General features: G+C 41.4%; 31 protein-coding genes, 1 tRNA gene and 1 pseudogene. 11 read left to right on the plus strand and 22 right to left on the minus strand.

What is annotated here, in order from left to right:
* From LG34_RS07750 to LG34_RS07780, 8 genes and pseudogenes are all read right to left on the minus strand, one after another.
* Nucleotides 1-208, minus strand: a pseudogene (locus LG34_RS07750) (hypothetical protein); the annotation flags it as partial.
* Between the two features lie 55 nt (nt 209-263).
* Nucleotides 264-470 carry a hypothetical protein gene (locus LG34_RS07755; RefSeq protein ID WP_109215564.1) on the minus strand — a complete coding sequence of 69 codons (207 nt, stop codon included), beginning with the start codon at nt 468-470 and terminating at the stop codon, nt 264-266.
* Between the two features lie 109 nt (nt 471-579).
* A complete protein-coding gene (locus LG34_RS16705; protein WP_181369325.1) occupies nt 580-732 on the minus strand; it encodes a hypothetical protein in 153 nt (50 codons plus the stop codon).
* A 29-nt stretch (nt 733-761) separates the two neighbouring features.
* Nucleotides 762-835, minus strand: a tRNA-Ile gene (locus LG34_RS07760).
* Nucleotides 836-856: 21 nt separating this feature from the next.
* The gene (locus LG34_RS07765; RefSeq protein ID WP_109215565.1) at nt 857-1,201 is read right to left on the minus strand and encodes a hypothetical protein; all 345 of its coding nucleotides are present in this window, start codon (nt 1,199-1,201) and stop codon (nt 857-859) included.
* Complete coding sequence (locus tag LG34_RS07770; protein WP_146190204.1) at nt 1,198-1,626, minus strand: hypothetical protein; 429 nt, start codon at nt 1,624-1,626, stop codon at nt 1,198-1,200. The genes LG34_RS07765 and LG34_RS07770 overlap by 4 nt, the downstream gene beginning before the upstream one ends.
* 16 nt (nt 1,627-1,642) lie before the next feature.
* On the minus strand, nt 1,643-1,825 hold the full coding sequence (locus LG34_RS07775; RefSeq protein ID WP_109215567.1) for a hypothetical protein: 183 nt from the start codon (nt 1,823-1,825) through the stop codon (nt 1,643-1,645).
* A 354-nt stretch (nt 1,826-2,179) separates the two neighbouring features.
* A complete protein-coding gene (locus tag LG34_RS07780; protein WP_109215568.1) occupies nt 2,180-2,749 on the minus strand; it encodes a hypothetical protein in 570 nt (189 codons plus the stop codon).
* Nucleotides 2,750-2,869: 120 nt separating this feature from the next.
* On the opposite strand from LG34_RS07780, the gene LG34_RS07785 reads away from it, so the two are divergent.
* Nucleotides 2,870-3,664, plus strand: a complete 795-nt coding sequence (locus LG34_RS07785) for a DUF4393 domain-containing protein (protein WP_109215569.1) — start codon at nt 2,870-2,872, stop codon at nt 3,662-3,664.
* Between the two features lie 201 nt (nt 3,665-3,865).
* Here LG34_RS07785 and LG34_RS07790 read toward each other — a convergent pair whose 3' ends face one another.
* Nucleotides 3,866-4,084, minus strand: coding sequence for a hypothetical protein (locus tag LG34_RS07790; RefSeq protein ID WP_109215570.1), 219 nt, complete (start codon nt 4,082-4,084; stop codon nt 3,866-3,868).
* 170 nt (nt 4,085-4,254) lie between these two features.
* Here LG34_RS07790 and LG34_RS07795 point away from each other — a divergent pair, with 170 nt between their 5' ends.
* The 5 genes from LG34_RS07795 to LG34_RS07815 all read left to right on the plus strand — a co-directional run bounded on the left by LG34_RS07795 (nt 4,255) and on the right by LG34_RS07815 (nt 9,113).
* Entirely contained in the window at nt 4,255-4,590 is a 336-nt protein-coding gene (locus LG34_RS07795; RefSeq protein ID WP_109215571.1) for a helix-turn-helix transcriptional regulator, read from the plus strand.
* A 66-nt stretch (nt 4,591-4,656) separates the two neighbouring features.
* The gene (locus tag LG34_RS07800) at nt 4,657-5,130 is read left to right on the plus strand and encodes a hypothetical protein (protein ID WP_109215572.1); all 474 of its coding nucleotides are present in this window, start codon (nt 4,657-4,659) and stop codon (nt 5,128-5,130) included.
* 58 nt (nt 5,131-5,188) lie between these two features.
* The gene (locus LG34_RS07805) at nt 5,189-5,656 is read left to right on the plus strand and encodes an ImmA/IrrE family metallo-endopeptidase (RefSeq protein ID WP_109215573.1); all 468 of its coding nucleotides are present in this window, start codon (nt 5,189-5,191) and stop codon (nt 5,654-5,656) included.
* 153 nt (nt 5,657-5,809) lie between these two features.
* Nucleotides 5,810-6,865, plus strand: a complete 1,056-nt coding sequence (locus LG34_RS07810) for a type I restriction endonuclease (protein ID WP_109215574.1) — start codon at nt 5,810-5,812, stop codon at nt 6,863-6,865.
* A 511-nt stretch (nt 6,866-7,376) separates the two neighbouring features.
* The gene (locus LG34_RS07815; RefSeq protein WP_109215575.1) at nt 7,377-9,113 is read left to right on the plus strand and encodes a recombinase family protein; all 1,737 of its coding nucleotides are present in this window, start codon (nt 7,377-7,379) and stop codon (nt 9,111-9,113) included.
* An 83-nt stretch (nt 9,114-9,196) separates the two neighbouring features.
* On the opposite strand, the gene LG34_RS07820 is transcribed toward LG34_RS07815, so the two are convergent.
* From LG34_RS07820 to LG34_RS07880, 13 genes are all read right to left on the minus strand, one after another.
* A complete protein-coding gene (locus LG34_RS07820) occupies nt 9,197-9,379 on the minus strand; it encodes a hypothetical protein (protein ID WP_109215576.1) in 183 nt (60 codons plus the stop codon).
* Between the two features lie 92 nt (nt 9,380-9,471).
* Nucleotides 9,472-10,647 carry a SpoIIE family protein phosphatase gene (locus tag LG34_RS07825; RefSeq protein ID WP_109215577.1) on the minus strand — a complete coding sequence of 392 codons (1,176 nt, stop codon included), beginning with the start codon at nt 10,645-10,647 and terminating at the stop codon, nt 9,472-9,474.
* A 15-nt stretch (nt 10,648-10,662) separates the two neighbouring features.
* Nucleotides 10,663-12,366 (minus strand): [Fe-Fe] hydrogenase large subunit C-terminal domain-containing protein, encoded by a 1,704-nt coding sequence (locus LG34_RS07830; protein ID WP_109215578.1) that lies wholly within the window; start codon nt 12,364-12,366, stop codon nt 10,663-10,665.
* A 146-nt stretch (nt 12,367-12,512) separates the two neighbouring features.
* The gene (locus tag LG34_RS07835) at nt 12,513-12,737 is read right to left on the minus strand and encodes an acyl carrier protein (RefSeq protein ID WP_109215579.1); all 225 of its coding nucleotides are present in this window, start codon (nt 12,735-12,737) and stop codon (nt 12,513-12,515) included.
* Nucleotides 12,738-12,756: 19 nt separating this feature from the next.
* A complete protein-coding gene (locus LG34_RS07840; protein WP_109215580.1) occupies nt 12,757-13,935 on the minus strand; it encodes a diaminopimelate decarboxylase in 1,179 nt (392 codons plus the stop codon).
* Nucleotides 13,913-15,478, minus strand: coding sequence for an amino acid adenylation domain-containing protein (locus tag LG34_RS07845; protein WP_109215581.1), 1,566 nt, complete (start codon nt 15,476-15,478; stop codon nt 13,913-13,915). Before LG34_RS07845 ends, LG34_RS07840 begins: the two co-directional genes overlap by 23 nt.
* Nucleotides 15,479-15,496: 18 nt before the next feature.
* Entirely contained in the window at nt 15,497-16,621 is a 1,125-nt protein-coding gene (locus LG34_RS07850) for a hypothetical protein (protein WP_109215582.1), read from the minus strand.
* Complete coding sequence (locus LG34_RS07855) at nt 16,608-18,146, minus strand: MBOAT family O-acyltransferase (RefSeq protein WP_109215583.1); 1,539 nt, start codon at nt 18,144-18,146, stop codon at nt 16,608-16,610. Before LG34_RS07855 ends, LG34_RS07850 begins: the two co-directional genes overlap by 14 nt.
* 208 nt (nt 18,147-18,354) lie before the next feature.
* Entirely contained in the window at nt 18,355-20,100 is a 1,746-nt protein-coding gene (locus tag LG34_RS07860; protein ID WP_109215584.1) for an NADH-dependent [FeFe] hydrogenase, group A6, read from the minus strand.
* Between the two features lie 14 nt (nt 20,101-20,114).
* On the minus strand, nt 20,115-21,905 hold the full coding sequence (nuoF, locus tag LG34_RS07865) for an NADH-quinone oxidoreductase subunit NuoF (RefSeq protein ID WP_109215585.1): 1,791 nt from the start codon (nt 21,903-21,905) through the stop codon (nt 20,115-20,117).
* A 16-nt stretch (nt 21,906-21,921) separates the two neighbouring features.
* Nucleotides 21,922-22,296, minus strand: coding sequence for a (2Fe-2S) ferredoxin domain-containing protein (locus tag LG34_RS07870; protein ID WP_109215586.1), 375 nt, complete (start codon nt 22,294-22,296; stop codon nt 21,922-21,924).
* 17 nt (nt 22,297-22,313) lie between these two features.
* Entirely contained in the window at nt 22,314-22,877 is a 564-nt protein-coding gene (locus LG34_RS07875; protein WP_109215587.1) for an ATP-binding protein, read from the minus strand.
* Entirely contained in the window at nt 22,877-23,317 is a 441-nt protein-coding gene (locus LG34_RS07880) for an NAD(P)H-dependent oxidoreductase subunit E (protein ID WP_370769961.1), read from the minus strand. The genes LG34_RS07875 and LG34_RS07880 overlap by 1 nt, the downstream gene beginning before the upstream one ends.
* Before the next feature lie 321 nt (nt 23,318-23,638).
* Between LG34_RS07880 and LG34_RS07885 the strand changes: the two genes are divergently transcribed.
* The 5 genes from LG34_RS07885 to LG34_RS17095 form a co-directional block, all read left to right on the plus strand.
* Complete coding sequence (locus LG34_RS07885; protein WP_109215588.1) at nt 23,639-23,995, plus strand: DRTGG domain-containing protein; 357 nt, start codon at nt 23,639-23,641, stop codon at nt 23,993-23,995.
* Nucleotides 23,988-24,443 (plus strand): ATP-binding protein, encoded by a 456-nt coding sequence (locus LG34_RS07890; protein ID WP_109215592.1) that lies wholly within the window; start codon nt 23,988-23,990, stop codon nt 24,441-24,443. The genes LG34_RS07885 and LG34_RS07890 overlap by 8 nt, the downstream gene beginning before the upstream one ends.
* Before the next feature lie 39 nt (nt 24,444-24,482).
* Entirely contained in the window at nt 24,483-25,778 is a 1,296-nt protein-coding gene (locus LG34_RS07895; protein WP_109215589.1) for a [Fe-Fe] hydrogenase large subunit C-terminal domain-containing protein, read from the plus strand.
* Complete coding sequence (locus LG34_RS07900; RefSeq protein WP_109215590.1) at nt 25,775-26,119, plus strand: hypothetical protein; 345 nt, start codon at nt 25,775-25,777, stop codon at nt 26,117-26,119. The genes LG34_RS07895 and LG34_RS07900 overlap by 4 nt, the downstream gene beginning before the upstream one ends.
* Nucleotides 26,100-26,257, plus strand: a 158-nt coding sequence (locus LG34_RS17095; RefSeq protein WP_181369326.1) for a PHP domain-containing protein, incomplete at its 3' end; no start/stop codon positions are given. The genes LG34_RS07900 and LG34_RS17095, both read left to right, overlap by 20 nt.

Genomic DNA, 26,257 nt, shown 5'->3' on the forward strand with positions numbered 1-26,257 from the left:
AAACCTTGGCATTATCGTAAACCTTGGCATTACCGTAAACCCAAGCATTTTCTTCATGTGAAAGATTTTCTTCTTTCTCAATCCAACCGCCAAGATCACCGACTTTTACAAGTCCGAACTCAACAACGGCTTTGATTCTGTGTAACGTAACTGTTCCAAATGGTAAGTCGATTGTCTTTGTTTCTCCTGTAAATTTGTACTTTTCCATTTACTTTTCACTCCTCGTCTGATATACTCCAGACATAGGTTTTATACCTATGTCATTAGTGTGAGAGCGTGTGATTGTCGAAGGTTTCACGCTCTTTTAATTTGTTCAAAATTACCCCTGCACCGGCGATTGTCAGACCAACAGCCGTAATTTTGAATGCCAGTATAAATCCTGCATCGCCTTCTGAATTTAATCCCATTCCTCCAAAGACTGCGATCAGACCGCCACAGGCAATCATCACTTTTGCAATTATTGATTTCACTTGTATTTCACCTCTTTCCTCATTTTGTCTGTTTCTTTTTTTACATCCCATAAATGTCCGTATCTTTCTTTCACTGCCCCACTACAGGACAGTGAACCAGCACGGTCATTTATCCTGCGTTCTGAACAGTATCCAGTTTTCCAAGCATCAACGACAGATCTAACGGTTTCTCTTTTTTAATTGCTTCGTTCAGATCATCTACCGTATAAATGCCAAGTTTCGCCAGTTCTTCTTCCATACGCTTTTTTCTTTCATCTGCCATGTCTGTCTCTCCTTTCCTTTAATGTAAAATGCGCCGGGTGGGACTCGAACCCACGACTTACCGCTTATGAGGCGGTTGCTCTAACCATCTGAACTACCGGCACCGGAGCGGCTATTGCCGCTGTTTAATCTAATCCGATAATTTCATATTGCTCTAATCCATCATCGTATTTCTTTGTTCTTAACGTTCCATTGGTATATTCGCCAATTTTATCCGAATACTTTTCATATGCATCTTTGTCATTAATCCTGTATTGCTCACCTTCATATTCCACAAAAATGTTATACTCCGCTGACTCTATCATCGTTTGCCAGCCATTTCCGGTATACATCTGCAATACATCCTCCGGTTCATACGACTCGTCCACAATTTTTACCTGCACATGGTTTTTCTCTGTGCTAACCACTTTTGTACAACCGCCCAGAATCAGAATGGCGAATAGTGTTGCCGAAAGCAGAACTTTTCTCATGCTCTGTCCTCCACTTTTTTATTTTTCAGATCTTCTTTTACAAACTCTGCAAATTTTCTATCTATATATCCACCAAGTTCTGAATGCCGATATCCAATTTCCCGGCTTCTCTTTTTACAGCTTTCTTTCAAATCAGAATAGTTTTCGGAAGTCTCTCTTATTTTTTCGTACTCATCCATGATCAACTTGTCTATCTGGTTCACAAGTTGTTCCGGACCATGTTCCTCCTGTCGTAACCCCTCAATATTCTTATGTATTTTTCGCTGTTTGATTTTTGGCTTCACGCATTCACCCAAGTAAAGATTTTCTGCAATCAGCTCTCCCTCCAGCGTCCAATATCGTCTTATTGTGCCCATTGGATCTTCCGGTGTTCCTTTTCCCTCAAACGTATCCGTCATTATTACATTCACTGTTTTTGCTCTCATTTTTATTCCTTTCTGTTCAAATAAGTTCAACATCGAAATCTGATATGTTGAGTGTGAGCTTAAGTTCTGGTTCGCCATCTTCCAAAGATTTAAGTTCATATGCTTTTACTCCATTAATCGGTGTTCCATCCAATATAACTTCAAATGTTCGCTTTTTAATATCTCTGTGAATTTCCAGTTTCCCCACTTCCACATTCATTTCCCTGTCACCTCGCTCTGTTGTAATTGCTTTTTTCGTTTTGTTCTCCTATACTGAAATCACAGGGTGTTGCAGCACCCAAATTTCAAAGAAAGGAGAACAAAAATGGATCAATACATTTCTTGTATTCGCGATATACTTGCCATTGCAAAATCATGTGCTCCAGATGATTTTTGTCGGGTTTCTTACATCGTGAATAACTTTCCACAATATGATGAGCAATACATTTATCCTATTTGCGATGATCTTTATGAATACGGTTATATAAAAGCTGTTATTAAACGACATACACCAAATCCATCTATCATTGTAAGAATCACCGGTATCACACCTAATGGCATATTGCTTTTAAATTCATTGAGTAAGAAAAATATTCTTAAAAAAGTGTTTGAATATAGTGCTGATGTTTCTTCTGTTGTTGCTTTGCTGTATCAGGTGATTACATCCGTGAAATAATTTTTTTGGATCTAAATCTACAAGCATTTTTATCGACAGCTCCGCGATCCCGTACCATAAATCATCACCGGAGCTGTTGATTTTCATTTCCATAATCCCTGTTAGCTGCTTATCATCTAGGTAGACCTCATTTCCGATCAGGCTCAGCATATGCGTTGGAACATATTTATTGTGCTGTCCTCGAATGTAATCTGTACCTTTTTCGTCTAAAACTTTATAGTCCCTCAATCTGTCCTGAATATAAGGTGCCAGCGATGGCTCTGTTTTCCAGATTTCATGTGTAATCTGATTTATTTGCAATGTAACCGTTTTCGGTTTTGCTTTAATATCTTCATACAAGTCTCGCAAATCTGCGTTAAAATCATCAATAATCTGCTGTACTGTTTTCACAGCTTCTCCCCTCCCTTCTACACCGTGTTCTTCTGCTGTTGTTTTTGCATGTAAGTGTATAAGTTCTTTTTTCTGCATTTAATCACCCACATTTCACTGATTAGTTCATCTGCTTTTTTAATTGCGTTTCCTTCTCTTTTCTCCTATACTTGATGTACAGATTTTCATCACAATCAATACATAAGAAAGGAATGTGCTATGGATTTAAAAATCAATTCAAAAATAGCTAACAAAATTTATGACGATGTATTTCATCCTGCAGCTGTTCAAATGGGTGAAGCGATTGCAAGGATTCCACGTGCAATCAATGCTGCCCTATCTCCTCTGGATCAATGGATTTTGCATCGTAATTTTAATCTCGAACAAACCAAACGGATACTGGAGGAAAAATTATCTTCTATAAATCCTGATGAAATCGTTTCTCCTCCGCCATACATAGCCATACCTGCTTTGGAATCAATTAGTTACTGCATGAATAGTAAAGAGCTTTTTGACCTGTACTCAAACCTTCTTTCGAAAGCTCTATATATAAACACACAAAATACTGTTCATCCCGCCTTCATTGAAATTATCAAACAGCTTTCCCCTGTGGATGCGCTCGTTTTAAGAGAATTCGCTCACCGTAACCACATAATTCCTGCTGCTAAATTATCCATTCTTTCAAAGCGAACAGGAGTACACATAGTCGGGCAACCACAAGAAGAGTCATTCTCTTTAGAACTAATTTCCGATATCCATTTATCTGGTTTTTCAGAACAAATTCTACGTTCCTCTGTAGACAACCTTAAGCGACTTGGCTTGATTGCTTTGCAGGACATTTGTCTCAATGAACCGAACGCATATAATTTTGTACAAAATTCTGAATTATACCATTCATTATTTTCCGAACACATAGCCAGTGCGGATAAATGTATTCAAACTCATAAAAAAATTCTTTCCACTACCTCATTTGGTTTGACTTTCTGTGATGTTTGTATCTTTGGAATAGAATGAATATATTTCATCACGTAATCGTTTGACGATGTTGATTAACTCCTCATCGGATTTCATTTTTTCTTCTATGTAGTTTTTTAAGACTGACTGTTCATCCTCAACGGCGGTCAGTCTTTTTTCTAAGGATTCAAATGTTTTTCTTCTTATCCACACTTTTTCTACTCACCTCCCTCTTCTGTTGCAAACAGGTAATCCAATGCCTTATCCAACCTTATCCGCTGGGTAGAACTCCATGGGATCTATTTCTAAATGCTTGCACAATGCCAAGAACTCATCTACTCGCAAATCCCTGTCTCTTTTATCATTTGAAAGACTATCGTACAGCGCCATATATGGCACACCCGTCTTTCTTGATATTTCTGATAAATTAAAGCCCTTTTTTCTGATATACTCAGAAATCTGCTTTGTAGCTCCGTCCATTTTTCTCACCTCTTTCTTAGATTCTTGGAACTTGTCTGTATCATATTCTAGTTTTCTTAGAATGTCAATACTTTTTTCTAATATTCTTAGAATTTTTATTGACACGTTAAAATGTGAGTGCTATATTCAAATTACAAATTCAAAATATTAAATATCAAGGAGGTTTTGAGATGGATAGTTCTATTGGCGAAACTTTAAAAAAATGCAGAACTGAGGCTGGTAAATCTGTTAAAGAAATTTCTGATTTATTGATTTCCAAGGGTTTCAAAGCTTCAGAAAAGACTATATATAGCTGGGAAAACGGAAACAGTCAACCGACTCCAGATGCTCTGTTAATTATGTGCAAGGCTTATGGCGTATCAGATGTTTTAGGAACTTTTGGATATGCCGATATCAATGATGAACCTACCACCATCGCCGCACACTTCGATGGTACTGAATATACAGAAGACGAACTGGATGAGATTCGCCAGTTTGCAGCATTCGTTAAGAATAAAAGAAAATAATTTAATGTTTCAGATTCATTTTTATAACTTTTCAATAAACTAAGCAATTTTAAGGAGAACAGTATTATGAAAAAGAAAATTTTTACAACATTCATTATTGGATCAATGGTTTTGTCTATGGCTGCTTGTGGTTCTGCCAGCACAAACAGTTCCTCTGTTTCATCAAATAATGAAGTAGTTCAAGAAAACAATGAAAAAATCAAGGATCCCGTTGATTTAACCGGAACTTGGAAATCAAAAAACAATGACGGTGCTTGGATGGAAGCGACTATTAATGACAATACGATTTCTATTGATTGGGTTTCTGATAATGGAGATACAAAATCTATTTATTGGGTAGGCTCTTATACTGCACCAACCGAATATTCAGATGAATACACATGGACTTCTACGAATGATAAAGAGCAAACAGAAAGTGCTCTCCTTGCATCCTCTGATGATACCAAGGATTTTACTTATTCTGATTCTGACAAAGAACTTTCTTATCAAGCATCTATGATGGGCACTACAACTACAGTAAGAATGACAAAATCTGAATAGATATTATCTATAATTACAACACCTTTTTTATCAAAATTCCAGAATGTGAGGTGTAAACATGGATTCATACGAAAATATAATAGACCAGGCTCATAAAGCTGGAATGGATGTTGTAGAGCATTCTTTTCGTAATGACACGATCAAAGGCTTATACTGCGATGGCACTGCTGCCATTAATAAAAATATCGAAACTACAGTTGAAAAGGCTTGCGTCGCCGCTGAAGAACTTGGACACCATCTCACTTCTGCTGGAAATATCCTTAATCCGTCAGATGTTGGCAGTCGAAAACAAGAGTTTCGTGCCCGGATGCATGCCTACAATAACATGATCGGACTGATTGGAATCATAACAGCTTATGAGCATGGTTGCCGAAACACTTATGAAATGGCTGATTATTTGAACGTAACAGAAGAGTTTCTGAATGATGCGTTGGATGCATATAGAAGTAAATACGGTGTCTGCACTACTGTTGATAACTATGTCATTTATTTTATTCCAGCATTGATTGTGATGAAAGATTTGTGACCTGTTGAACTGATTGCCGGATATAATGAAGCAATTATGAAATTTAAAAAGCCATAATTTTTTATGCTTTATATACTACTAATGACAATTTATAATTAATACGCACCCGCGTTTTAATAAATATTTTTACAAATAGAGAAAGTGAGGTTTACTATGGAATTTATTGAATCATTAAAACAATTTTCAGAAAGAGTAACCATGTTGAAAGATACTATTTCAACAGAAGAATCTACTAAAATGTCTCTTGTTGTTCCGCTTTTCCAACTTCTTGGATATGATGTATTTAATCCTTCCGAGTTTTGTCCGGAATACATAGCTGACGTTGGAATCAAAAAAGGTGAAAAGGTAGACTACGCTATACTTGAAGATGGTCAACCAACAATATTAATTGAATGCAAAAGCTGTTCAGATCAGTTGGATAAACACTCATCACAATTATTTAGATATTTTGGTACTTCTTCAGCAAAATTTGGAATACTTACAAATGGTATCATTTATCGTTTCTATACCGACCTAGAAGAGTCTAATAAAATGGATTTAGTGCCATTTTTAGAAATTAACATGCTTCAATTAAAAGATTCTTCCATTAATGAATTGAAAAAGTTTTGCAAGGATAATTTTGATAAGGATAAAATTTTTAGCACTGCTGAGGAATTGAAGTATAGTAGTCTAATCAAGGGTGTTCTTCTTAAAGAGTTCGAATCTCCTTCAGATGATTTTGTTCGTTTTATCTTAACAGATATCTACGATGGGCAAAAAAATCAACGCGTGATAGAAAAATTTGCTCCTGTGGTAAAACGTGCTTTTTCAGCTCTCGTTAACGAAATTGTAAATAGTAAAATTTCTTCCGCCCTCTCTGCAGACTCTGAAGAAGATGCCGAAGAAAATGTCAATGTTGAAGAGGAGATTCCTGTTTCAAAAATTGTTACTACAGAAGAAGAGATTGAGGGTTTTTATATTATAAGAGGTCTTTTGGCAGGTATCGTTCCTGTAGAAGATATTGTATATCGTGATACCGAAAGTTATTTTGGTATTCTCTATACAAATAATAACCGAAAACCTATTTGCCGATTAAATCTTGATACCAAAAACAAGCAGCTTCTTATTCCAGATGAGAACAAAAAATTTGATCGTATTTATATACAATCGCTCAATGATATTTACCAGTATAGAGATAGATTAACTGAAGTAGTAAAAAGATATTTATAAAAAATATAGTACAAATCCCCTGCTCCATGTGGGCAGGGGCATTGAAAACTGAATAATATATTTACCAGGGGAGCTGGGAAGGTATGCAGTCATCCGTTCTAATCCTGTTAGAAAGGGTGACGCTTATGTCTACATATGAAGAATTCATGGTGATTTTAACCGTGGCAATGCTCATTGTGGCAATTCTGAATTATAAGAAATAAGCAAGCTACCTTGTCTCTTGGCCGGAGTAGGTAGCTTGCTTAAATAGTAACTATTAACTTTGCACCGGAGCGGATAGGCTTCATCTATCTCCCGGCTTTCCTGTTAAGTATATTATAGCAAATATGCTTTGAATGTCAATTGAAAAACCGCCCCTGCAGCAACAGAGACGGTTCAGGAATATATCCGAAGATGATACTCCAAACATGCAAAAATATTGTATCATCTTCGGAACAGCTTCGCAAGCGGAACACCCGTTCCCCGCTGGCTGTTATTTTTATACCCATTTTTAGAAGAAAGGTGATACATTATGGCTTATCCAACGAAAAACACTGCTGCCGACAATCGAATCATCGCAATCTATGTGCGTGTATCAACCGGTTACCAGGTAGACAAAGACTCTCTTCCGTTCCAGAAGAAAGAACTGAAAGCATATTGTAAACATATCTTACATGTTGATCTGTCACAGGTAGAAATATTCGAAGATGCAGGTCGCTCCGGAAAGAATACAAAGCGCCCCGCCTATGAACGCATGATGGAAAAGGTACGTGCCGGACTGGTCTCTCATGTTCTGGTATACAAAATTGACCGTATTTCCAGAAATCTGGTGGACTTCTCTCTCATGTATGATGACTTCAAATACAACCGTGTGACGTTTATTTCCCTGAATGAGCAGTTTGACACGTCTTCCGCGATTGGTGAAGCTGTCTTAAAAATCATTCTTGTATTTGCAGAACTGGAAAGGAAACTGACAAGTGAGCGAGTAAAAGACATTATGATCGGACGTGCCACGGAAGGCAAATGGAACGGTGCCAGAGTTCCCTATGGTTGGGACTGGGATCCCGATGCGGAACAACCGGTACATTCCAAGATAGAAGCTCCTTATGCCCGTGGTATGTACGAAATGTATCTGAAAGTACGGTCCACCGGAAAGATCCGGGATTACAATAATTCACACAATATTCCAACCAAGCGCGGCGGTGAATGGACTTCCAAGACGGTCAGTGACTTTCTACGGAATCCCATGAATAAAGGGGACTACCGGTACAATTACCGGGAGAGTGCACGCGGACGTAAAAAACCGGAAGATGAAGTGATCTATCAGGAAGGTGTCTTTGAACCACTGGTTGATCCGGAAGTCTGGGAACGTGTCAATCGGATCATAGATGATAATGCCAGTAAAAGAAACACCGGTGGTCTGCATCCGATCATGAAGAACTGTAACGTGTTCGCCGGACTGATTCAATGCGCAGACTGTGGCTCTGGATTTCAGGTCGTGAAAAAGGATCGCCGCCGGAAGAACGGTTTTGCTCCGTCTATGTACGGATGCACTTCAAGATTTCGCAAGATACACTGTCCTGCCCCGAATGTCAGCGAAGTACAGATCGGTCCCTTTGTGATCAATTACATCTCTGCCATGGTGTACGCAACCAAGGAACGATTTAAAATTCATTCACCTGCCGCCTTGGAATCCATGCTGCTGTCTGATCCGATCTTTGCGAATATCGCCGGAATTGAATCACAGGGATTAAATGAGACTTTTGCACTGCTTACCGGAGTATCTGTTTCCGGAAGTGCCCTGTGGCGCACCGATCCGGTCAAGCAGTCTGATACTGCTGCCACATCATCAGAGATTGAGAACCTGAAAAAGCAGATTCAGAAATACAACCGTGCCAAGGAACGTCTGGAAGATGCCTACTATTTTTCGGACGATGCTATGAGTGAAAAAGAATATCTGGAAAAGAAAAACAAATTTGATGCTGCCAGAGTTGCAGCAGAAAATAAATTGAAAGAACTGACGGAAGTTCAGATTGCTTCCCATGTGAATGATTCCGGCTTTATGAAATCCGCTTCCGCTTTCCTTCTGGCGCATCAGCTCCATGCCGGAGTACATATTGAATATCGTGATTTTGCTGTCACTGTTGAAGAAGAATCACTGAAAGAATTTATGAACCTTGTGCTGGATCACATTTCTGTCAAAGACAGACGCGTGGTAGAAATCGTCTTTTCCAATGGTCTCTCCCACCGCTTCATCTACTGGGAATAAACAACAAAAGCCCAGTTTCAGGCATCATCCTGTTACTGGGCTTTCTTAAAAAATCCTTTATTTATGCGGGTTTGGAACATCTCTCATTTCAAGTTCATCTGACATCCGAATGTATTGACGCAGAACGTCATCTTTCTGCCTGTTTCTTTCTCCATCTGTGCCACCAGCATACGTGCCTTTGCGATGAAATAATACTGACGCAACGGCTCCTCTGACGGCGGATCCAGTGTCAAGTCGATCTGATTAATAAAATGTTCTATTTGCATATATTTTTCCTTATCTATTCGTATTTTTCACGCAAGAACAAATGTTCCATCACCGTGAACTGAATAAGTATAACACACCTTGCTTTCTTTTTTCAATAGTAATACACATGTACGGATCTGTGCATTGCTGCCAGTACCGCCTGTAGCCGCTTGATCACATTCTGACGTACCGAAATCTCAAAAGGCAATTCTTTTGTTGTATAATCTTTATTGATAGCTTTTCCGATAAACAAATTTACCGTCGTACAGTTTTCCATCAGATAGCATGCCAGACGGGTAGCACCGTTATCCCGGCTCAGTTCATCAAAAAATTCTTCGGATACATCATCCTGCTGATAGCGCTCCAGCAGTTCGATTGTTTTATTTAAGGTAAGAACACCTTCCGTTACCAGATCGATACCCTCGATTTTTGCTGTTGGCGGAATTTCCGGATCAAGCACACCAACAGAAGTGATCAGACGCCGACCAAGCTCTCTTGCCACAATCTGGCTTGTGATACCGCCAGACACGATCTTGATGCCTTCCTGCTTCATAAAATCCTGTACCATGCGGGCATCATCTTTTTTCTCCAATGGTGGTCCCGTCAGGATATTCACAATCTGCTCCTCCGTGATCCGTGCCACAGCAATGGTCGTATCATCACTGCATACGCCACCGTAAAGATCCGCACAGGCACGGTTCATCTGTTCCGCTAACTGCGCCGCTGTCCTGGTTTTTGCCGCGCTGGATTCACAACACCCTGCCAGCGCATTCCAGTCCCATCGGTAATTCATAATATCTCCAGTTCCACAATACAGACATCCGTCACTCATGATCGCCAGTGCATCTCCGGGTAACGTCTGAAAACGACATTCCCGGATTTTCTTTCCTTCGATCTTTCGATAGGAAAAAGGCAGCGCTTTTACCTTGCCCTGTCGCACCAGAATACACTCCGGATTATCATACTCCACCACATAAATTTCTCCGGTATAATACACCTGGATAATGCTGAATGTCGAATAAGCCACACCATTCACCGAAGAAAGCGGCAGTGTTTTCGCAATGGTTGCAACTACCTCATCAATGCTCATATCATTGTACATCATAGTTGCAATAATCTTCGACGTCAGAGTTGCTAAAATATTTGCCCGGATACCACTTCCCATACCGTCAGCCAGAATCAGGATTCTGGAATCTTCTTTGTCCACAATCTCTACTTTGTCTCCACACAGTTCTTCTCCGTAGTGGTTCAGACTTTTGTATGCCATATCGATTGCAATCGGTTTCATGTTCCAGCCCCCTTTCTAGCTCTCCAGCAGCGTATCACGCAGCTTAGTCAGAATTGCCTTCGTTTCCGCTGTCGTTTCTCCAAGCAGACCGGCAATCTCCTGTGCCGTCGTCATCTGTTTTTCAATAACGGACTGCGCCATTTTTACCGTATTGAGCTTCTGCTCCAGCATCTGTTCTGCCCATTTTTCCTCTGCCGATACATCCTCAATGATCGCCAGTACACGGTCGGAGGCAGGAATGTATACAATTGTTTCCAGCACGGTCATATGATACGTATCCCATTTACGTTTTACACGCAGTTTATTTTCATGGGTACGATATACTTCCTCAAAATCCACCGTATCGATCAGTTCGTATAAATACATTTTCAGTGCTTCCTGACGGGTGGTATGGAACACTTCTTCTGCCCTGCGGTTAAATTCTTTGATCCGCATCTCTTTGTCAAAAATAAAGATCAGGTTCGGTGTTGTCTCCATAACGACATTTGCCTGGGAACGGGCATTTTCATAGGATCGGATCAGACACATGGCTGCTTCCGCTTTTCCCTGATAGATCGCAATGGCTTTTTCCCGACAGGTCATATAACCACAGGCGCCACAGTTAAACTCTGTCGTACTGTTCCGTTTTCCAATAGTCTTTAAAATAGCCTGAATTTCAGCCTCCGTCGGCATCTTATCCACTACCTGCCGCGGTATATAAGTCCGCTCCAGTTCATCTTTCGGCAAAGTAATATATGCCGGAGGTGCTGCAAGCAGCGCATTATTTTCAATACGCATCGTCGCCTTAAAACGGAATCCTCGCCGCTTGTCTACCCCTGGTCCATTCACGCAGCCACCTGCACACAGATTTAATTCCACAAAACAGTGACTGATGTAGCCACGTTTCATACTGTGCAGGAACTCTCTGCAGCTCTTGATACTGCTGACCGTCAATTTTTTATAAGTCCCCGGTGCGCCACAGACATCCACCGCACGGATGATGCCGTTTGTAATCGGATAGAGCTGATTGACCATCGGATCCTGATTGGCAAAAGGACGGGACTGGCAATGTTTTAGTTCAATTCCTTCCTCCTCCAGCCACCTTTGTAACTCATTAAACTCAATGACCGCATCCACACATCCACGGGTTCTGGCATCTGCTTCCGCCTCCATCTTTTTCGCCACACAAGGTCCAATAAAAACCACTTTCGTATGCTGTCCCATGCGGTCTTTGATCCAGCGACCATGGGCGATCATCGGAGAAACCACCGGTGCCAGATACGGGATCAGCATCGGATAATGTTTTTCCACCAGATAAACGATCGCCGGGCAGCTTGTCACAATGATATTGTCCATCTGCCCTTCCTTCATCAGACGCACATACTCACGGGTTATGATAGCAGCCCCCTCTGCCGTCTCACGCACCTGGGAAAAGCCAAGTTTCATCAACGCATCCACGATCTGTCCCGGATCTTCATAATCCATCAGTCCCTGATAAGACGGATCCAGGGAAACAACCACATTTTCTTTCTTTTGCAACATACTTTTTACATAAGAAAGGTCACTCTCAAAAGTTTTTGCCTCCTGCGGGCAGATTTCCATACAGTGTCCACAGTAGATGCACATATCCGTGACAATCTGTGCCTGCCCGTTTTTGATCCGAATCGCCTTGACATCACAGTTTCTCAGACATTTATAACAATGTGCGCAGTTCGCATCCTGAAAATTAATCACATTCATATCCCTATCCTCCTCTATTGATCTTATTTTACCATTAATCCCCCTTCAAATGAAGTATCAGAAAAACTATTTTTTATAGCAAAAAGGAACGTACCATCCTTTGGATCGTACATTCCTTTCTCTACATTTGCCTGTTTACACTGATATTAATCCTGTAACTCCTGAATCATCTTCCAAAGTGCCTCTGCACTGTTGAAATTTTCCGGTTTTACATACGCTGCCGGTATCACGATATCAAACTCATCACTAATGTCACTGATAATTTGCAGAATATCAAAAGAGTCTAAAATATGATCATCCACCAGTGCCTTTTCATTTTCAAAATCTACATCCTCTTTAATGTCTTTTAACAATTCCAGTAATTCTTCCATGTTACAAATCTCCTTTTTCTTATATATTCATTGTATTTATAGTACTTGTTTCTATCGCATCTCTCACTAATGTAAGGGAACCACACTCATCTTTTAAATAAACCTTGGGCATCGCTCTGCTCAAAAACAGATAAATCCCCTCTGTCACAGAATATGCACCGACATTTTCAAAAGCCAGCGTATCGCCAATTTCCAGATGATCAAATTCCACTTCTCTGCAGAGAATATCCGATGTTGTACACAGACTTCCGCAGAGACACCAGGTTTTCTTATCCACTGTACCATCCTGCACCATTGCATTTTTATAATGTTTTATAATCGGTGTCTTCATGCCCATCATCTGTCCCAAATAAGTCAGATGGTTCATTCCTCCATCCACAATACAATAATGTGCGTTTCCCACTGTTTTTAAATCTGCAACGTTTGTATAATACGTTCCACATTCCGCTGTGAAAAAACGTCCCATCTCAATGGTCAATTCTACTTTTTGTGCCACTTCATTTAAGATATCTTTCAACTCTTTTACAGGAAATAAAGTATCCGAAAAATCATCATCTGCAAAATAAGGGACTGCAAACCCCGGTCCATATTCCAGTTTTTTTAATTCCAGTCCGAAAAGGTTTCGGATCTCCTCAAATAATTCCAACAGCATCTGAAGTTCTTTTATCTTTCTTTTCGCCCGTTTCCGTTGTGTCCCGACAAAATAATGAATTCCTGTAATATTTAAACTTCTGTATCTGGTTTCCCTGTGCTGCAATATATCAAATAGATCCTCTTTTGCCATGCCAAACTGAGAACCGGCATTCAGGCGAAGGATCACTTCTGCTTTCTGATCTGAATCTGGTGCTTCAAACACTTGCTGGATCAGATCTGCATGACGGATCGATTCCGCTGTAAATATTCCTACTCCGTACTCATAGGCTTCTCTGATATCCGTAATCCCCTTATTAACACCGGAATAAATGATTCTGGATCCATCTACGCCCAGTTTTTTACAAATAGCAAGTTCACCCGGACTGCAGACTTCCAGTTTATCCACACACGTCAACATGGTTGTCACCAAAAATGGATTTGCCTTCATGGAATAACAAAGTGACACTGTTTCTCCGACAATCTCTCTGATCTGTGCAGCCCGTTTTTGTAAAACTGCCGTATCAAATACAAACGCAGGTGTATTACTTTTTAAAATGTCTTGCATGTAACCCCTCCTCGTATAGCTTTCTTAATTGATTTCTGTCAATCTTTCCGTTCTTGGTCATCGGCATCTCTGTAAGTTGCAGCGCCGTATTTGGTATCATATAAGGCGGCAGTATGCCACGTAATGTTTTTATCAGCTGTCTTTTTTCGCATGTCCCCGTGTAAAAAAGCAGCAAACGTTCCTTTTCTGTCTCATAAATACAGCAGGATCTGGTGATTCCATCCACGGCATTCGCTGCCACCTCAATTTCTCCAAGTTCAATTCTGTGCCCCAGATGTTTGATCTGGAAATCTTTTCTGGAAATATATACAAGATTTCCCTGTGCATCATATTTTGCCAGATCACCGGTTCTGTAAATCCGTTCATCGTATCGATGATTCAATGGATTCTGCACAAAGACCTGTGCCGTTTTATCCGGCGCATTATAATAGCCAAGCGCCAGTTCTGAGCTGCTGACACAGATTTCTCCGGCTATTCCTGCTTCCGTCACTTGCTGATCCGTCTCATCCAAAAGGAATACCGTTTCATTTGGAAAAGCTTTTCCAATAGGAATCACATCGGTCAGTTCATATTCGCGTTTAGGATCAAGCACATAATACGTACAGTTACAGGTGACTTCAGTTGGTCCGTACAGATTTACGAACATCGCCTGAGGCAGATATTTTCTCCATATCCTGTAATGTTTTATTGGAAGTACTTCTCCGCTAAAAAGAACTTTTCGAACCGTATCCGGTGTACGATAAGCAAACCCATTCATGACAGATACAAAGCACATGGCGCTGACCGCCCAGGTAAGCACCGTCATTTTACTGTCTGCCATATAATCCATCAAAGTAGTAGGATCACTAAAATATTCTCTTGGAATGATCTGTACTTTCGCACCAGTCAAAAGACCGGTATAAATATCTTTTACCGATACATCAAAATCAAACGGCGCCTGATTTCCTATAATGTCTTCCTTCGTGACAGCAAAAGTATCTGCATAGATCCGGATAAAATCCATCACCGCTCTGTGACTTACTGCAACACCTTTTGGCAAACCGGTGCTTCCACTGGTAAAATTAATATACAAAGGTTTTCGATCCGTATGTTCCGTTCGGATCTGTCTCAAAAGATTCTGATCGATCGTTGCTTCATCCAGGCACTTCTCTGCCAGCAAAATTGTCGTTTTCGGCACATCCCCGGCTATTGCATCCAGACACTTTTTCATTTTCTCCAGATTTTCTTTCTTTGTAACGATTACTTCCGGCTGCAGCACGGTTATGATCTGCTGCAGTCTCGCCTCCGGCTGGCGCAGATCTAACAGGCAATATGGACAGCCGGCATATACCGCTCCAAACATAATACTTAAGGTAACACAGCTTTTTTCCATATAAATTGCTACCGGAGCAGTCCCTGTCATCCATTTTCTCAGATAAGTTCCGCCCTTCTGCGCATACATTTTTAACTGAGTAAAGGAATATTCTTCTTTCGGATCTGCAACTGCAATTTTTTCTCCGGACTGTGCTTCCATATGCTCCAGCCATTCTAATACATTCGTCATTTTGTTTCCTCTTTACATCTAATTTTGGTTGTTTGTATTTGCAGTGCCATATCCCGGAAGGTAAGTAGCAACAATATCTTTGACAGATTCCATATAGGCATCCTCAGCATAAAAATATTGTGACACATCCTCGCCTGCATCACGACTCAATACAAATTTCGAAAAAGCCTTGCAAAAAACTTCTGACCCTGTTTTATTTAGGTGTTCAAAATTTGACAGATACTCCGGACAGATGGCAAACAATTCCGGTTTTACCAAATTGAAATCATAATAATCGGCACCGTACTTACTGCATATCCCACTGATTTTCTGGTTGATCGCAAAATACTCTTCCGCACCATATGCTGCAATATCATAAGGTGCTTTCGGTGTATTCACAACCATAAAGTCTACACCATTTTCCTGGCACAGTTTACACATCTCCTCTAATTCTTCATACGCCTTATCAGAGCTTTTTCCGGAATAAGCCTTTTTTGTATTATTTACAGCGGCTGTATTATAATCAAAGACACCACCTGCGTATGCATATCCCTTTCCGACATACTCCATATACCCTGCCACTTTTTTCGAACTTGCATTCGCATCTTTGCTTTCCCGTTTGATTTTCAGATTTTCTGAAATCGTCTTTCGTTTCCAATCAACACTGTTATAAGTCCATGGAAAAAAATATGTCAGTGATGCTTCTGCATTAAAGTTTTCACTGTCCGTCACAAACCTCCAGTCCAACCGCAGTTTTTCCAAAGGAGAACATCCATACTTTCTTGCCCTTGCAAAAGTGGCTCTCGCATTTGCATTTTGTATCAGTTCCAGAGACGGGATTCCAAATATAAGAACAGCCCTCTTTATCTTTTTTTCCTGAATCGCTGCCGTTAATGCCTCTTTGGTCTGATCCAACGGCTGCCCCGGTGTTCCCATATTAAAAGAACTCCACCCGGTAGCTTCATCTATGATATAGGGATTAAACGTCATCTGTGAAAAAGAAGAACCTAAATATACGGTATCTATTTTTTCTGTTTTGCGGAAGTCCTTCCACATGACTTCACTTGGACCATTTGCTTTCACAAGAAGATAACTCAGCAGCAAATTTATCACTATGAACAGGAAAACAAATCCAACCACTTTTATGCCCTTAATAATTCGCATACATAAAACCTCCTGCGCCAACGGCAAAATTAAACGATCCTAAAATAAGGAAAATCATCACAAAATATAGTAACCAGCGAAGTGCCAAAGGCCGTTCTTCCAACAATGTAATTGCATCCTTTCCTTTTTCTTTTAGAACACTGTCAGCAAATACAATGAGCAGCGCTGCCGCTGCCATAATATACGCTTTCTTTGGCACTTCTTTAAATGTTGGTTCCAAAATTTCGTATAACTGTCCCATACGAAAATGAATAATCGTGTTTTTCATGCACATAAAACAGTCTTTGATATTGTAAATTCGGTCAAAATACCATCCGATATTTACTATGATAAACGTCCGGATAATCCGAAATACATGAAATGCCCTGCTTTTTACATTTATGTGCAGTCTTTCTGCCATTTTTGCAAACAAAGGTGCACAGATATCTGAAACTGCAATTACAATACCATTGTAAAGACCCCAGAAGATAAAGTGCCACTGTGCGCCATGCCAGATACCTACAAGGAAAAATACCAGAATATTCGCAATGGATGCCGGAAGTACACGGCCGAAATGAACGTTCAGATGCTTTTTCGCCCATTTTCCGAATTTCTGCATAGGAGCAGTCAGCGCAAATGGATAAAATACATAATCTCTCATCCATGCACCAAGCGAAATATGCCATCTTCTCCAGAAATCTCCCAGTGAAACAGAAAAATACGGCTGTCTGAAGTTTGGCATCATTTCAATTCCAAACAATTCCGCCACACCCATAACAATATCAATTCCACCAGAAAAATCCGCATACTGTTGTGCAGAATATAGTAATATTGCAAACACAATGGCAGATCCCGGTGTTTTCTCCGTAGGCGCATCCAGAATATTTGCAATTCCGTGAACCAGCAGATTTGCGATTGCATACTTTTTTAATAATCCAAACAGAATTAATACCAATGCCCGCTTACAGCGATGCCACTCCAGAGCATGTCTGCCATACAGCTGCTCTTTCATCTGATCATATCTGTTGATCGGTCCCTGGATCAGTTGTGGAAAAAACGAAACAAACAGCAGAAAACGAAACGGATTCTTTTCGGCTTCATACTTTTCAAAATAAATATCCACCAGATAACCAATGGAAATAAACATATAAAAAGAGATACCAAGCGGTATCAGAAACCCTTCAAACAGAGGATGCAGATATTTCAATACTGCCAGCATTCCAAAATTAATCACAATGATTGTCCAGAGAATAATTTTGCGCTTTCGATCAAATGCTGCTTTTATTTCCTTTCTTCTGGCTCTGTCTATGCTTTTATCTTTTCGGATCTCCTGATATTTTTCAGAAAAATGCATCAACCATATGCCGCCCGCAAACACACTGAATCCGGTGATTGCAATAAAAATGAGATTCGAAATGCCTGAATAAGCATAAAATGCCATGCTGAATAAAAGCAGGCAAATCCATTGTTTTTTCCGAAATACGGTGTAATACAGTATAAATAAAACAGTTACAAATAAACTAAATGCAACAGAAAACAAATTCATAAAAAAAATACTCCTTAAACAATTCCTTTGAACATTTTACCACAGATGCCATATTCCATGTTTTAATTCTTTCTTAGGAATACAGAATATTTTCTTAATATTCTTTTCATCTTTTTCACCTGATAAAAGGAGCCGTTACAAATGCAACGACTCCTCTTAAAAATATTCCTATTTTTTAATCTGCTCACGTAACTTATCAAATGTAAAACTATTTATTTACTGTACGTTTTACATAAGTGGTATGTAACAGTTCATGTGCTTTGTGACTGCCCGGCTCACCCAGATAGGTATCATATAATTCAATGATTGCCGGATTCTCATGTGATTTACGGATCTTATTGTTTTTGTCAAGATTGTAAAGCACTTCTGCACGTTTTGCACGGATATCTACGGTATTACGAACATATCCCGGCTGCTGCGGCTGTCCACCACCATTGACACATCCTCCAGGGCATCCCATGATCTCAATAAAATGATACTCAGCCTCTCCGGATTTGACTTTATTTAATAATTCTTTTGCATTTTTCAGACCGGATGCAACAGCAACTTTGACATCCATACCAGCTACATTGTAAGTAGCCTCTTTGATGCCCTCGATACCACGTACATCAGTGAACTCAAGTTTTGCAAGTTCTTCACCGGTCAGTTTCTCTACTGCGGTACGAAGTGCTGCTTCCATTACACCACCGGTTGCGCCGAAGATGACTGCTGCACCGGTTCCAAGACCAAGCGGCATATCAAATTCTTCATCCGGAAGATCTGCAAAACGAATGCTTGCGCGTTCGATCATGCGGCCAAGCTCTCTTGTTGTAATAGCAATATCCACATCCGGAACGCCTGCACCGTTCTCATCGTCTCTGCCAATTTCAAATTTCTTTGCAGTACATGGCATAACGCTGACAACCACCATTTTTTCTTTCGGAATTCCCATTTTCTCTGCGTAATAGGATTTTGCAATCGCACCAAACATCTGCTGCGGAGATTTACAGGAAGACAGATTCTCTGTCATTTCCGGAAAATAGTGCTCGCAGTATTTGATCCATCCTGGGGAACAGGATGTGATCAGAGGTAACACTCCGCCATTCTGTACACGATCCAGGAACTCGTTGGCCTCTTCCATAATTGTAAGGTCTGCAGAGAATGTGGTGTCAAATACTTTATCAAAACCAAGTCTGCGCAATGCTGCTGCCAGCTTGCCCTCTACATCTGTGCCGATCGGCATGCCAAAGGCCTCGCCAAGTCCTGCACGAACAGCAGGTGCACACTGAACAACCACATACTTCTCCGGATCTGCGATTGCTGCAAATACTTCTTCGGTATTATCTTTCTCATACAGTGCTCCGGTCGGACATACAGCGATACACTGTCCACAGGATACGCAGCTTGTTTCTGCCAGATCCATATCAAATGCAGTTCCGATGTATGTCTTGAATCCACGCTCATTTGCACCGATCACACCTACGCCCTGTACTTTTTCACAGATAGCACTGCATCGTCTGCAAAGGATACATTTGTTGTTATCTCTTACCATATGAGCTGCACTGGTATCTAACTCATACCCATTGCGTTCACCATCATAGTAAGCCTCATCATCTATTTTATATTCACGGCATAAGGTCTGAAGTTCACAGTTTCCACTGCGGACACAGGACAAACATTTGCGGTCGTGGTTGGATAATAAAAGCTGTAAAGTTTTTCTTCTGGACTCGATAACCTTCGGTGTGTTGGTCCATACTTCCATTCCTTCGTTGATCGGATATACACAGGCGGTCACCAGAGTGCGGGCACCTTTCACCTCAACAACACACATACGACAGGCGCCGATCTCATTAATCTCTTTGAGGTAACATAACGTTGGGATTTCAATCTGTGCAAGGCGTGCTGCCTCCAGAATCGTGGAACCCTGCGGTGCGGATACCTCTCTTCCGTTTATTTTAATTGTAATATTTTCCATGATTGATTCCTCCGTTACTCTTTATAAATAGCGCCAAAACGACACTTATCGATACAGGTTCCACATTTCACACATTTGCTTGTGTCAATGCTGTGTGCAACTTTTACCTGACCTTCGATGGCATTAACCGGACAGTTACGTGCACATAATGTACAACCTTTACATTTCACAGGATCAATCTTATATGTAATAAGTTTCTTACATACGCCAGCCGGACATCTCTTGTTTACTACATGCTCAATATATTCGTCACGGAAGTAACGAAGTGTGGAAAGAACCGGGTTCGGAGCTGTCTGTCCCAAGCCACAGAGTGCGTTATCTTTGATGTAATAGCACAGTTCTTCCATCTTGTCGATATCCTCTAAAGTTCCGCGTCCGTCTGTAATCTTCTCCAATAACTCTAACAGACGTTTTGTTCCGACACGACATGGGGTACATTTACCACAGGACTCATCTACCGTAAACTGCAGGAAGAATTTTGCAATATCAACCATACAGGTATCTTCGTCCATAACGATCAGTCCGCCGGATCCCATCATGGAACCGATGCTGATCAGGTTGTCGTAATCGATCGGGATATCAAAATGCTCTGCCGGGATACATCCGCCGGATGGTCCACCGGTCTGAGCGGCTTTAAATTTCTTGCCATTTGGAATACCGCCGCCGATGTCTTCGATAACAGTACGAAGTGTGGTTCCCATCGGGATTTCAACCAGTCCGGTATTGTTAATTTTTCCTCCAAGTGCAAATACTTTGGTTCCTTTGGATTTCTCCGTACCCATGGAAGCAAACCATTCCGGTCCGTTCAGGATGATCTGTGGGATATTTGCCCAGGTCTCAACGTTATTTAAAATGGTCGGTTTCTGAAACAGACCTTTGACGGCCGGAAATGGCGGTCTCGGACGCGGCTCACCACGGTTTCCCTCGATGGATGTCATCAACGCGGTCTCCTCACCACAGACGAATGCGCCGGCACCAAGACGAAGCTCGATATCGAAGTTAAATCCGGTATCAAAAATATTTTTGCCAAGCAGTCCATATTCTCTTGCCTGGTTGATTGCGATCTGCAGACGTTCTACTGCGATCGGGTACTCTGCACGTACGTAAATATAACCTTGATCTGCACCGATGGCGTAACCTGCAATTGCCATTGCCTCAAGTACAACGTGTGGATCACCTTCCAGAACGGAACGGTCCATAAATGCACCCGGATCGCCCTCATCGGCGTTACAACAGACGTATTTCTGTACGTTTCCACGGTTTCCTGACGCAAATCTCCACTTCAGTCCGGTCGGGAATCCGGCACCACCACGACCTCTTAAACCACTGTCTAAAATGGTCTGGATAACCTCATCCGGTGTCATCTCTGTCAGTACTTTTCCAAGTGCCTCATAGCCGCCGGTTCCGATATACTCATCAATGCTTTCCGGATTGATGACACCACAGTTTCTCAGTGCGATTCTGTGCTGTTTTTTATAAAAAGTTGTCTCATTTAAGGATTTGATTCCTTCCGGAGTCTGTGCCTCATGGTACACAAGACGCTCCACGATACGACCTTTTAACAGATGCTCAGAAACGATCTCCTCCACATCTTCCGGACGTACTCTGGAATAAAATACAGCTTCCGGATAAACGATCATAACCGGACCTTCTGCACACAGACCGTGGCATCCGGTTTTGACAACTGCTACTTCATTTTGTAATTTATTTTTCTTTAATTCATCTTTTAAAGTCTGAATAATCTGCTCGCTTCCGGAAGAAGTACATCCGGTTCCTCCACAGACTAATACATGTGAACGATACATTCAGTTACACCCCCCATTACATATTCTCATCCATGTGAAGTAAATATTTGTCAACCACCTGACCTCTGACCAGATGCTGCTCCACAATTTCTTTTGCTTTTTCTTCATTTACTTTCACATAAGTTACTTTTTCTTTGCCCGGCTCATAGATTTCTACGATCGGCTCATACTGACATAAACCGATACAGCCGGTCTGGGTGACAATCACATGCTCCAGATTTCTGTCTTCTACTTCTTTTACAAGTGTATTTAAAACCGGACGCGCACCGCTGGCAATGCCGCAGGTTGCCATGCCGACAACCACGCGGGTGTCTTTTGCATGTTCTGAACGCATTCCGATCTGTCCCTGCATTCTTTCACGAATTGCTTTCAATTCTTCTAATGATTTCATATGATCCCTCCTTCGAATTACCCCGGGTAATTCTGCATTCGATTAATATCCGCTTCATTTTCTTCCAGATAATCTCTGAGAAAAGATGATACCTCCGGCGTTGAAAACGGCACATTGCCAAGCATTTCCCGCATTTCTTTTGTATCCAAATGAAACTCTGCACCGTTTACCTGATATTGATAGTAAAAATCAATGTCCGGATGCATCACGATCAGTGAATAAACCGTCTCATTGAGATTTCCAGGCGGCATACAGTCGATACTGTCGGTACAAAAGACCGCCGTGATCTGTGTACCTTTTCCCGGTACAGAAGAAATGGAAAATGATCCGCCGGTACACTCCGCTTCCTGCTTGAAAAACGGAATACCAAGTCCTACTTTTCGGGTCGTCCTTGTGGTATAAAAAGGATCCGTCACCCGATTCAATGTCTCTGCATCCATTCCTTTTCCGTTGTCTGTGATCTGAACCATCAGCTGATTTTGCTGCGTGTTCACACAGATCACAATTTTAATTTCTGTCGCTTTCGCTGATACGGAATTTTCTGAGATATCCAGAATGTTTAATGATATTTCTGGTAACATTACATATATTTCGCCAGAATGCCATCTAATTCATCCGGAGTCAGACGACCATATACATCATCATTGATCATCATAACCGGTGCAAGACCACAGGCACCGATACAACGACAGGCATCCAGAGAAAACTTACCGTCTGCGGTACACTCACCGCCGGCGATTCCAAGAATCTCCATGAGCTTGTTGTAAATATCACCTGAGCCTTTTACATAACAGGCAGTTCCAAGGCATACCGAAATTTTGTACTGTCCCTTCGGATATAAATTGAACTGAGAGTAAAATGTTGCTACTCCATAGATTTTTTCCATCGGCACATCCAGTTCATCTGAGATCATTTTCTGAACCTCATATGGAAGATAGCCGTAAATGTCCTGTGCTTTCTGCATGATCGGCATCAGACAGCCCTGATCATTGCGCAGTTCGTCGATGACTGCACGCAGCATCGCTTCCTGTTCCTGTGTTCCGTTGAACGGAACGGATTTTGTTTTTTTCAAAATTATCCCTCCTAATATCCAATGTATTTTTTGCAATACATCTGCCATTTATACTATCATCCAATTTCACAATAATCAACAAAAAATTGCGGTTAGTTTTGTATAATTTTGATACTTTTTTCAAAGAAATTGTTTAATCTGCAATACACTTGCAAGTATGTTATAAAAATAACAAGCCTTTTTTGTTGAAATATCACAAATTGCATGCTATACTAAACCCAAAAAATTGTGCATTTAAAAAAATACAAATTTTAAATTTTGGAGGCTACTATGACAATCTCAGAAATCATTTTTCTGCTGGATGCCACCCCATTATCTCAGACGGTACAGACCGATCATAAGATCGAAACGGTATGCGGTTCGGATATGATGAGTGATGTTCTGGCTTTTATCAAAAAAAATGCACTGCTGCTTACCGGACTGAACAATCTGCAGGTGATCCGTACTGCTGAAATGCTGGATATCGTCTGTCTGGTCTTTGTGCGCGGCAAACGACCGCAGGAGGAAATGTTGAAAAAAGCGGATGAGCTTGGTATTACGGTTCTCTCCACAGACTACACCATGTTCGATGCCTGCGGCATTCTCTATCACGCTGGATTACGGGGAGGAAGCCGCCATGATGCCTAGTATCCATTATCAATATACCGTAGACGGAGAAGATTTTACCATGGCAGGGGAAGCCAGCAGTTCCCTGAAACAGACATTAAAAATGATGAATTTGAATCCAGATGTAATCCGGCGCTGCGCTATTTGCATGTATGAAGGAGAGATCAATATGGTCATCCATGCCAACGGTGGTGTCATTGATGTGGATATTTTTCCAGACCGGATCGTTATGGTATTAAAAGATGAAGGACCGGGAATCCCGGACGTAGAGCTTGCCATGCAGGAAGGCTATTCTACCGCAAATGAAGACGTGTTAAATCTTGGTTTTGGTGCCGGTATGGGACTGCCGAACATGAAGCGTTCTTCGGATGAAATGCAGATTGATACCGTCATCAATGTTGGTACCACCGTCACCATGACCGTCTATTTTCAGGCACCGGAAGTATCAAGTAAAAATTCACCGTCTTAATTTGATTAAGTTTGTAGGAAAAAGGATTGTTATTATATCATGAATAAATTTTTTCATTCAGTATATCTGGAAGATGAGAAATGTACCGGTTGTATCACATGCCTGAAACGCTGTCCAACGCAGGCGATCCGGGTACGAAATGGAAAAGCACATATTATCAGTGAATTTTGTATTGACTGCGGAGAATGTATCCGGCATTGTCCTCATCATGCAAAACATACCAGACGTGATTTTCTCAGCGATCTGGATCGTTTTGAATATACCGTGGCACTTCCGGCTCCCTCTCTTTACAGTCAGTTTAACAATGTACGCGACAACGACATCCTTCTGACTGCACTGACTCTGATGGGCTTTGATGATGTTTTTGAAGTCAGTGCCGGTGCAGAGATTGTTTCGGAATTATCACGAACTTATATTAATGAGCATCCGGAACTTCATCCGCTGATCAGTACCGCATGTCCAACCATTGAACGACTGATCCGTGTCCGTTTTCCGGGATTGATCCCGCATCTGCTGCCACTGCTTCCACCCATGGAAGCAGCTGCGATTCTGGCGCGCCGACGTGCAGTAGAAAAGACTGGCTTACCGGAAGATAAGATCGGTATCGTTTTTTTGTCTCCCTGTCCTTCCAAGATCACCTTCATCCACGAACCTCTTGGAATGGGAAAAAGCAATATTGACGCAGTACTTGCCATCAAGGATATTTATCCGGTACTGCTCTCCCACATGAAAGAAGCCGAACAGCACCCGATTTCCCACACGCTGTCCGGTCGGATCGGTAAGGGTTGGGCGATCAGCGGCGGAGAAGCTTACGGCATCATATCCGATCATTATCTGGCTGCCGATGGCATTGAAAATGTCATTCGGGTGTTAGAAGATCTGGAAGACGAAAAATTTCTCCCGGGACTGCAGTTTGTAGAATTAAATGCATGCAGCGCCGGCTGTGTGGGCGGTGTATTGACCGTAGAAAACCCTTACATTGCCAAAGCAAAAGTGAAACAGGCATTCAAATATGAACCAGTGTTGCGCATGCACTGTGCGGATCTGCCAGAATTTCGTCCAGAAGATTTTCTCTGGACACAAAAAGTCAGCTATGAACCTGTGTATACACTGGGGGCCAATATTTTTGAAAGTATGGAAAAGATTATGGAAAGCCAGCAGATTTTAAGTGGACTTCCGGGACTGGACTGTGGCTCCTGTGGTTCTCCAACCTGCAAAGCGCTGGCAGAGGATATTGTAAAAGGCGTAGACTGCGCAAAACCAGAAGACTGCATCTATCTGATGCGTGAACAATGGGAACAACATTCCCGCAAAAAGGAGGAGGAAGAATCATGACCGTAAAAGAATTGACAGAACAATGTCCCTTTGAAATTGTACATCTCGGAAATCCGGATGCCGTACTGACAGAGCCATACTGCTGCGATCTGCTGAGTATCGCCATGGGAAATGCCCCAGCCGGTTCTGCCTGGTGCACCGTTATGAGCAATATGAACACACTGGCGGTTGCCGCTCTGGCGGAGGCTTCCTGTGTCATTTTATGCAACAATGTATCTGTTGGTGATAACATGAAATTAAAAGCTGTCAGCGAAAATATCAATGTTCTTCGGACGCCTGACTCCATTTTTACAACTGCTCTGGAGGTTTATAAAAAACTGCATGAAAACGCTGGCTTATGATCTGCATCTCCATTCCTGTCTGTCCCCCTGTGGGGATAATGATATGACACCGGCAAATATCGCTGGTATGGCAAAAATCATCGGACTGGATCTGATTGCACTGACCGACCACAATTCCTGCAAAAACTGCCCTGCTGT

Origin of the sequence: Eubacterium ramulus, from assembly GCF_003122485.1 — a bacterium.
Taxonomy (GTDB): domain Bacteria; phylum Bacillota; class Clostridia; order Lachnospirales; family Lachnospiraceae; genus Eubacterium_I; species Eubacterium_I ramulus_A.

Excerpts from the sequence above, each read along its gene's own strand:
- LG34_RS16705 (WP_181369325.1), bottom strand. The coding sequence starts at position 732 with ATGGCAGATGAAAGAAAAAAGCGTATGGAAGAAGAACTGGCGAAACTT.
- LG34_RS07765 (WP_109215565.1), bottom strand. The coding sequence starts at position 1,201 with ATGAGAAAAGTTCTGCTTTCGGCAACACTATTCGCCATTCTGATTCTG.
- LG34_RS07770 (WP_146190204.1), bottom strand. The coding sequence starts at position 1,626 with ATGAGAGCAAAAACAGTGAATGTAATAATGACGGATACGTTTGAGGGA.
- LG34_RS07775 (WP_109215567.1), bottom strand. The coding sequence starts at position 1,825 with ATGAATGTGGAAGTGGGGAAACTGGAAATTCACAGAGATATTAAAAAG.
- LG34_RS07780 (WP_109215568.1), bottom strand. The coding sequence starts at position 2,749 with ATGCAGAAAAAAGAACTTATACACTTACATGCAAAAACAACAGCAGAA.
- LG34_RS07785 (WP_109215569.1), top strand. The coding sequence starts at position 2,870 with ATGGATTTAAAAATCAATTCAAAAATAGCTAACAAAATTTATGACGAT.
- LG34_RS07790 (WP_109215570.1), bottom strand. The coding sequence starts at position 4,084 with ATGGACGGAGCTACAAAGCAGATTTCTGAGTATATCAGAAAAAAGGGC.
- LG34_RS07795 (WP_109215571.1), top strand. The coding sequence starts at position 4,255 with ATGGATAGTTCTATTGGCGAAACTTTAAAAAAATGCAGAACTGAGGCT.
- LG34_RS07800 (WP_109215572.1), top strand. The coding sequence starts at position 4,657 with ATGAAAAAGAAAATTTTTACAACATTCATTATTGGATCAATGGTTTTG.
- LG34_RS07805 (WP_109215573.1), top strand. The coding sequence starts at position 5,189 with ATGGATTCATACGAAAATATAATAGACCAGGCTCATAAAGCTGGAATG.
- LG34_RS07810 (WP_109215574.1), top strand. The coding sequence starts at position 5,810 with ATGGAATTTATTGAATCATTAAAACAATTTTCAGAAAGAGTAACCATG.
- LG34_RS07815 (WP_109215575.1), top strand. The coding sequence starts at position 7,377 with ATGGCTTATCCAACGAAAAACACTGCTGCCGACAATCGAATCATCGCA.
- LG34_RS07820 (WP_109215576.1), bottom strand. The coding sequence starts at position 9,379 with ATGCAAATAGAACATTTTATTAATCAGATCGACTTGACACTGGATCCG.
- LG34_RS07825 (WP_109215577.1), bottom strand. The coding sequence starts at position 10,647 with ATGAAACCGATTGCAATCGATATGGCATACAAAAGTCTGAACCACTAC.
- LG34_RS07830 (WP_109215578.1), bottom strand. The coding sequence starts at position 12,366 with ATGAATGTGATTAATTTTCAGGATGCGAACTGCGCACATTGTTATAAA.
- LG34_RS07835 (WP_109215579.1), bottom strand. The coding sequence starts at position 12,737 with ATGGAAGAATTACTGGAATTGTTAAAAGACATTAAAGAGGATGTAGAT.
- LG34_RS07840 (WP_109215580.1), bottom strand. The coding sequence starts at position 13,935 with ATGCAAGACATTTTAAAAAGTAATACACCTGCGTTTGTATTTGATACG.
- LG34_RS07845 (WP_109215581.1), bottom strand. The coding sequence starts at position 15,478 with ATGACGAATGTATTAGAATGGCTGGAGCATATGGAAGCACAGTCCGGA.
- LG34_RS07850 (WP_109215582.1), bottom strand. The coding sequence starts at position 16,621 with ATGCGAATTATTAAGGGCATAAAAGTGGTTGGATTTGTTTTCCTGTTC.
- LG34_RS07855 (WP_109215583.1), bottom strand. The coding sequence starts at position 18,146 with ATGAATTTGTTTTCTGTTGCATTTAGTTTATTTGTAACTGTTTTATTT.
- LG34_RS07860 (WP_109215584.1), bottom strand. The coding sequence starts at position 20,100 with ATGGAAAATATTACAATTAAAATAAACGGAAGAGAGGTATCCGCACCG.
- nuoF (WP_109215585.1), bottom strand. The coding sequence starts at position 21,905 with ATGTATCGTTCACATGTATTAGTCTGTGGAGGAACCGGATGTACTTCT.
- LG34_RS07870 (WP_109215586.1), bottom strand. The coding sequence starts at position 22,296 with ATGAAATCATTAGAAGAATTGAAAGCAATTCGTGAAAGAATGCAGGGA.
- LG34_RS07875 (WP_109215587.1), bottom strand. The coding sequence starts at position 22,877 with ATGTTACCAGAAATATCATTAAACATTCTGGATATCTCAGAAAATTCC.
- LG34_RS07880 (WP_370769961.1), bottom strand. The coding sequence starts at position 23,317 with ATGCTGCGTGCAGTCATCGACGAACTGCGCAATGATCAGGGCTGTCTG.
- LG34_RS07885 (WP_109215588.1), top strand. The coding sequence starts at position 23,639 with ATGACAATCTCAGAAATCATTTTTCTGCTGGATGCCACCCCATTATCT.
- LG34_RS07890 (WP_109215592.1), top strand. The coding sequence starts at position 23,988 with ATGCCTAGTATCCATTATCAATATACCGTAGACGGAGAAGATTTTACC.
- LG34_RS07895 (WP_109215589.1), top strand. The coding sequence starts at position 24,483 with ATGAATAAATTTTTTCATTCAGTATATCTGGAAGATGAGAAATGTACC.
- LG34_RS07900 (WP_109215590.1), top strand. The coding sequence starts at position 25,775 with ATGACCGTAAAAGAATTGACAGAACAATGTCCCTTTGAAATTGTACAT.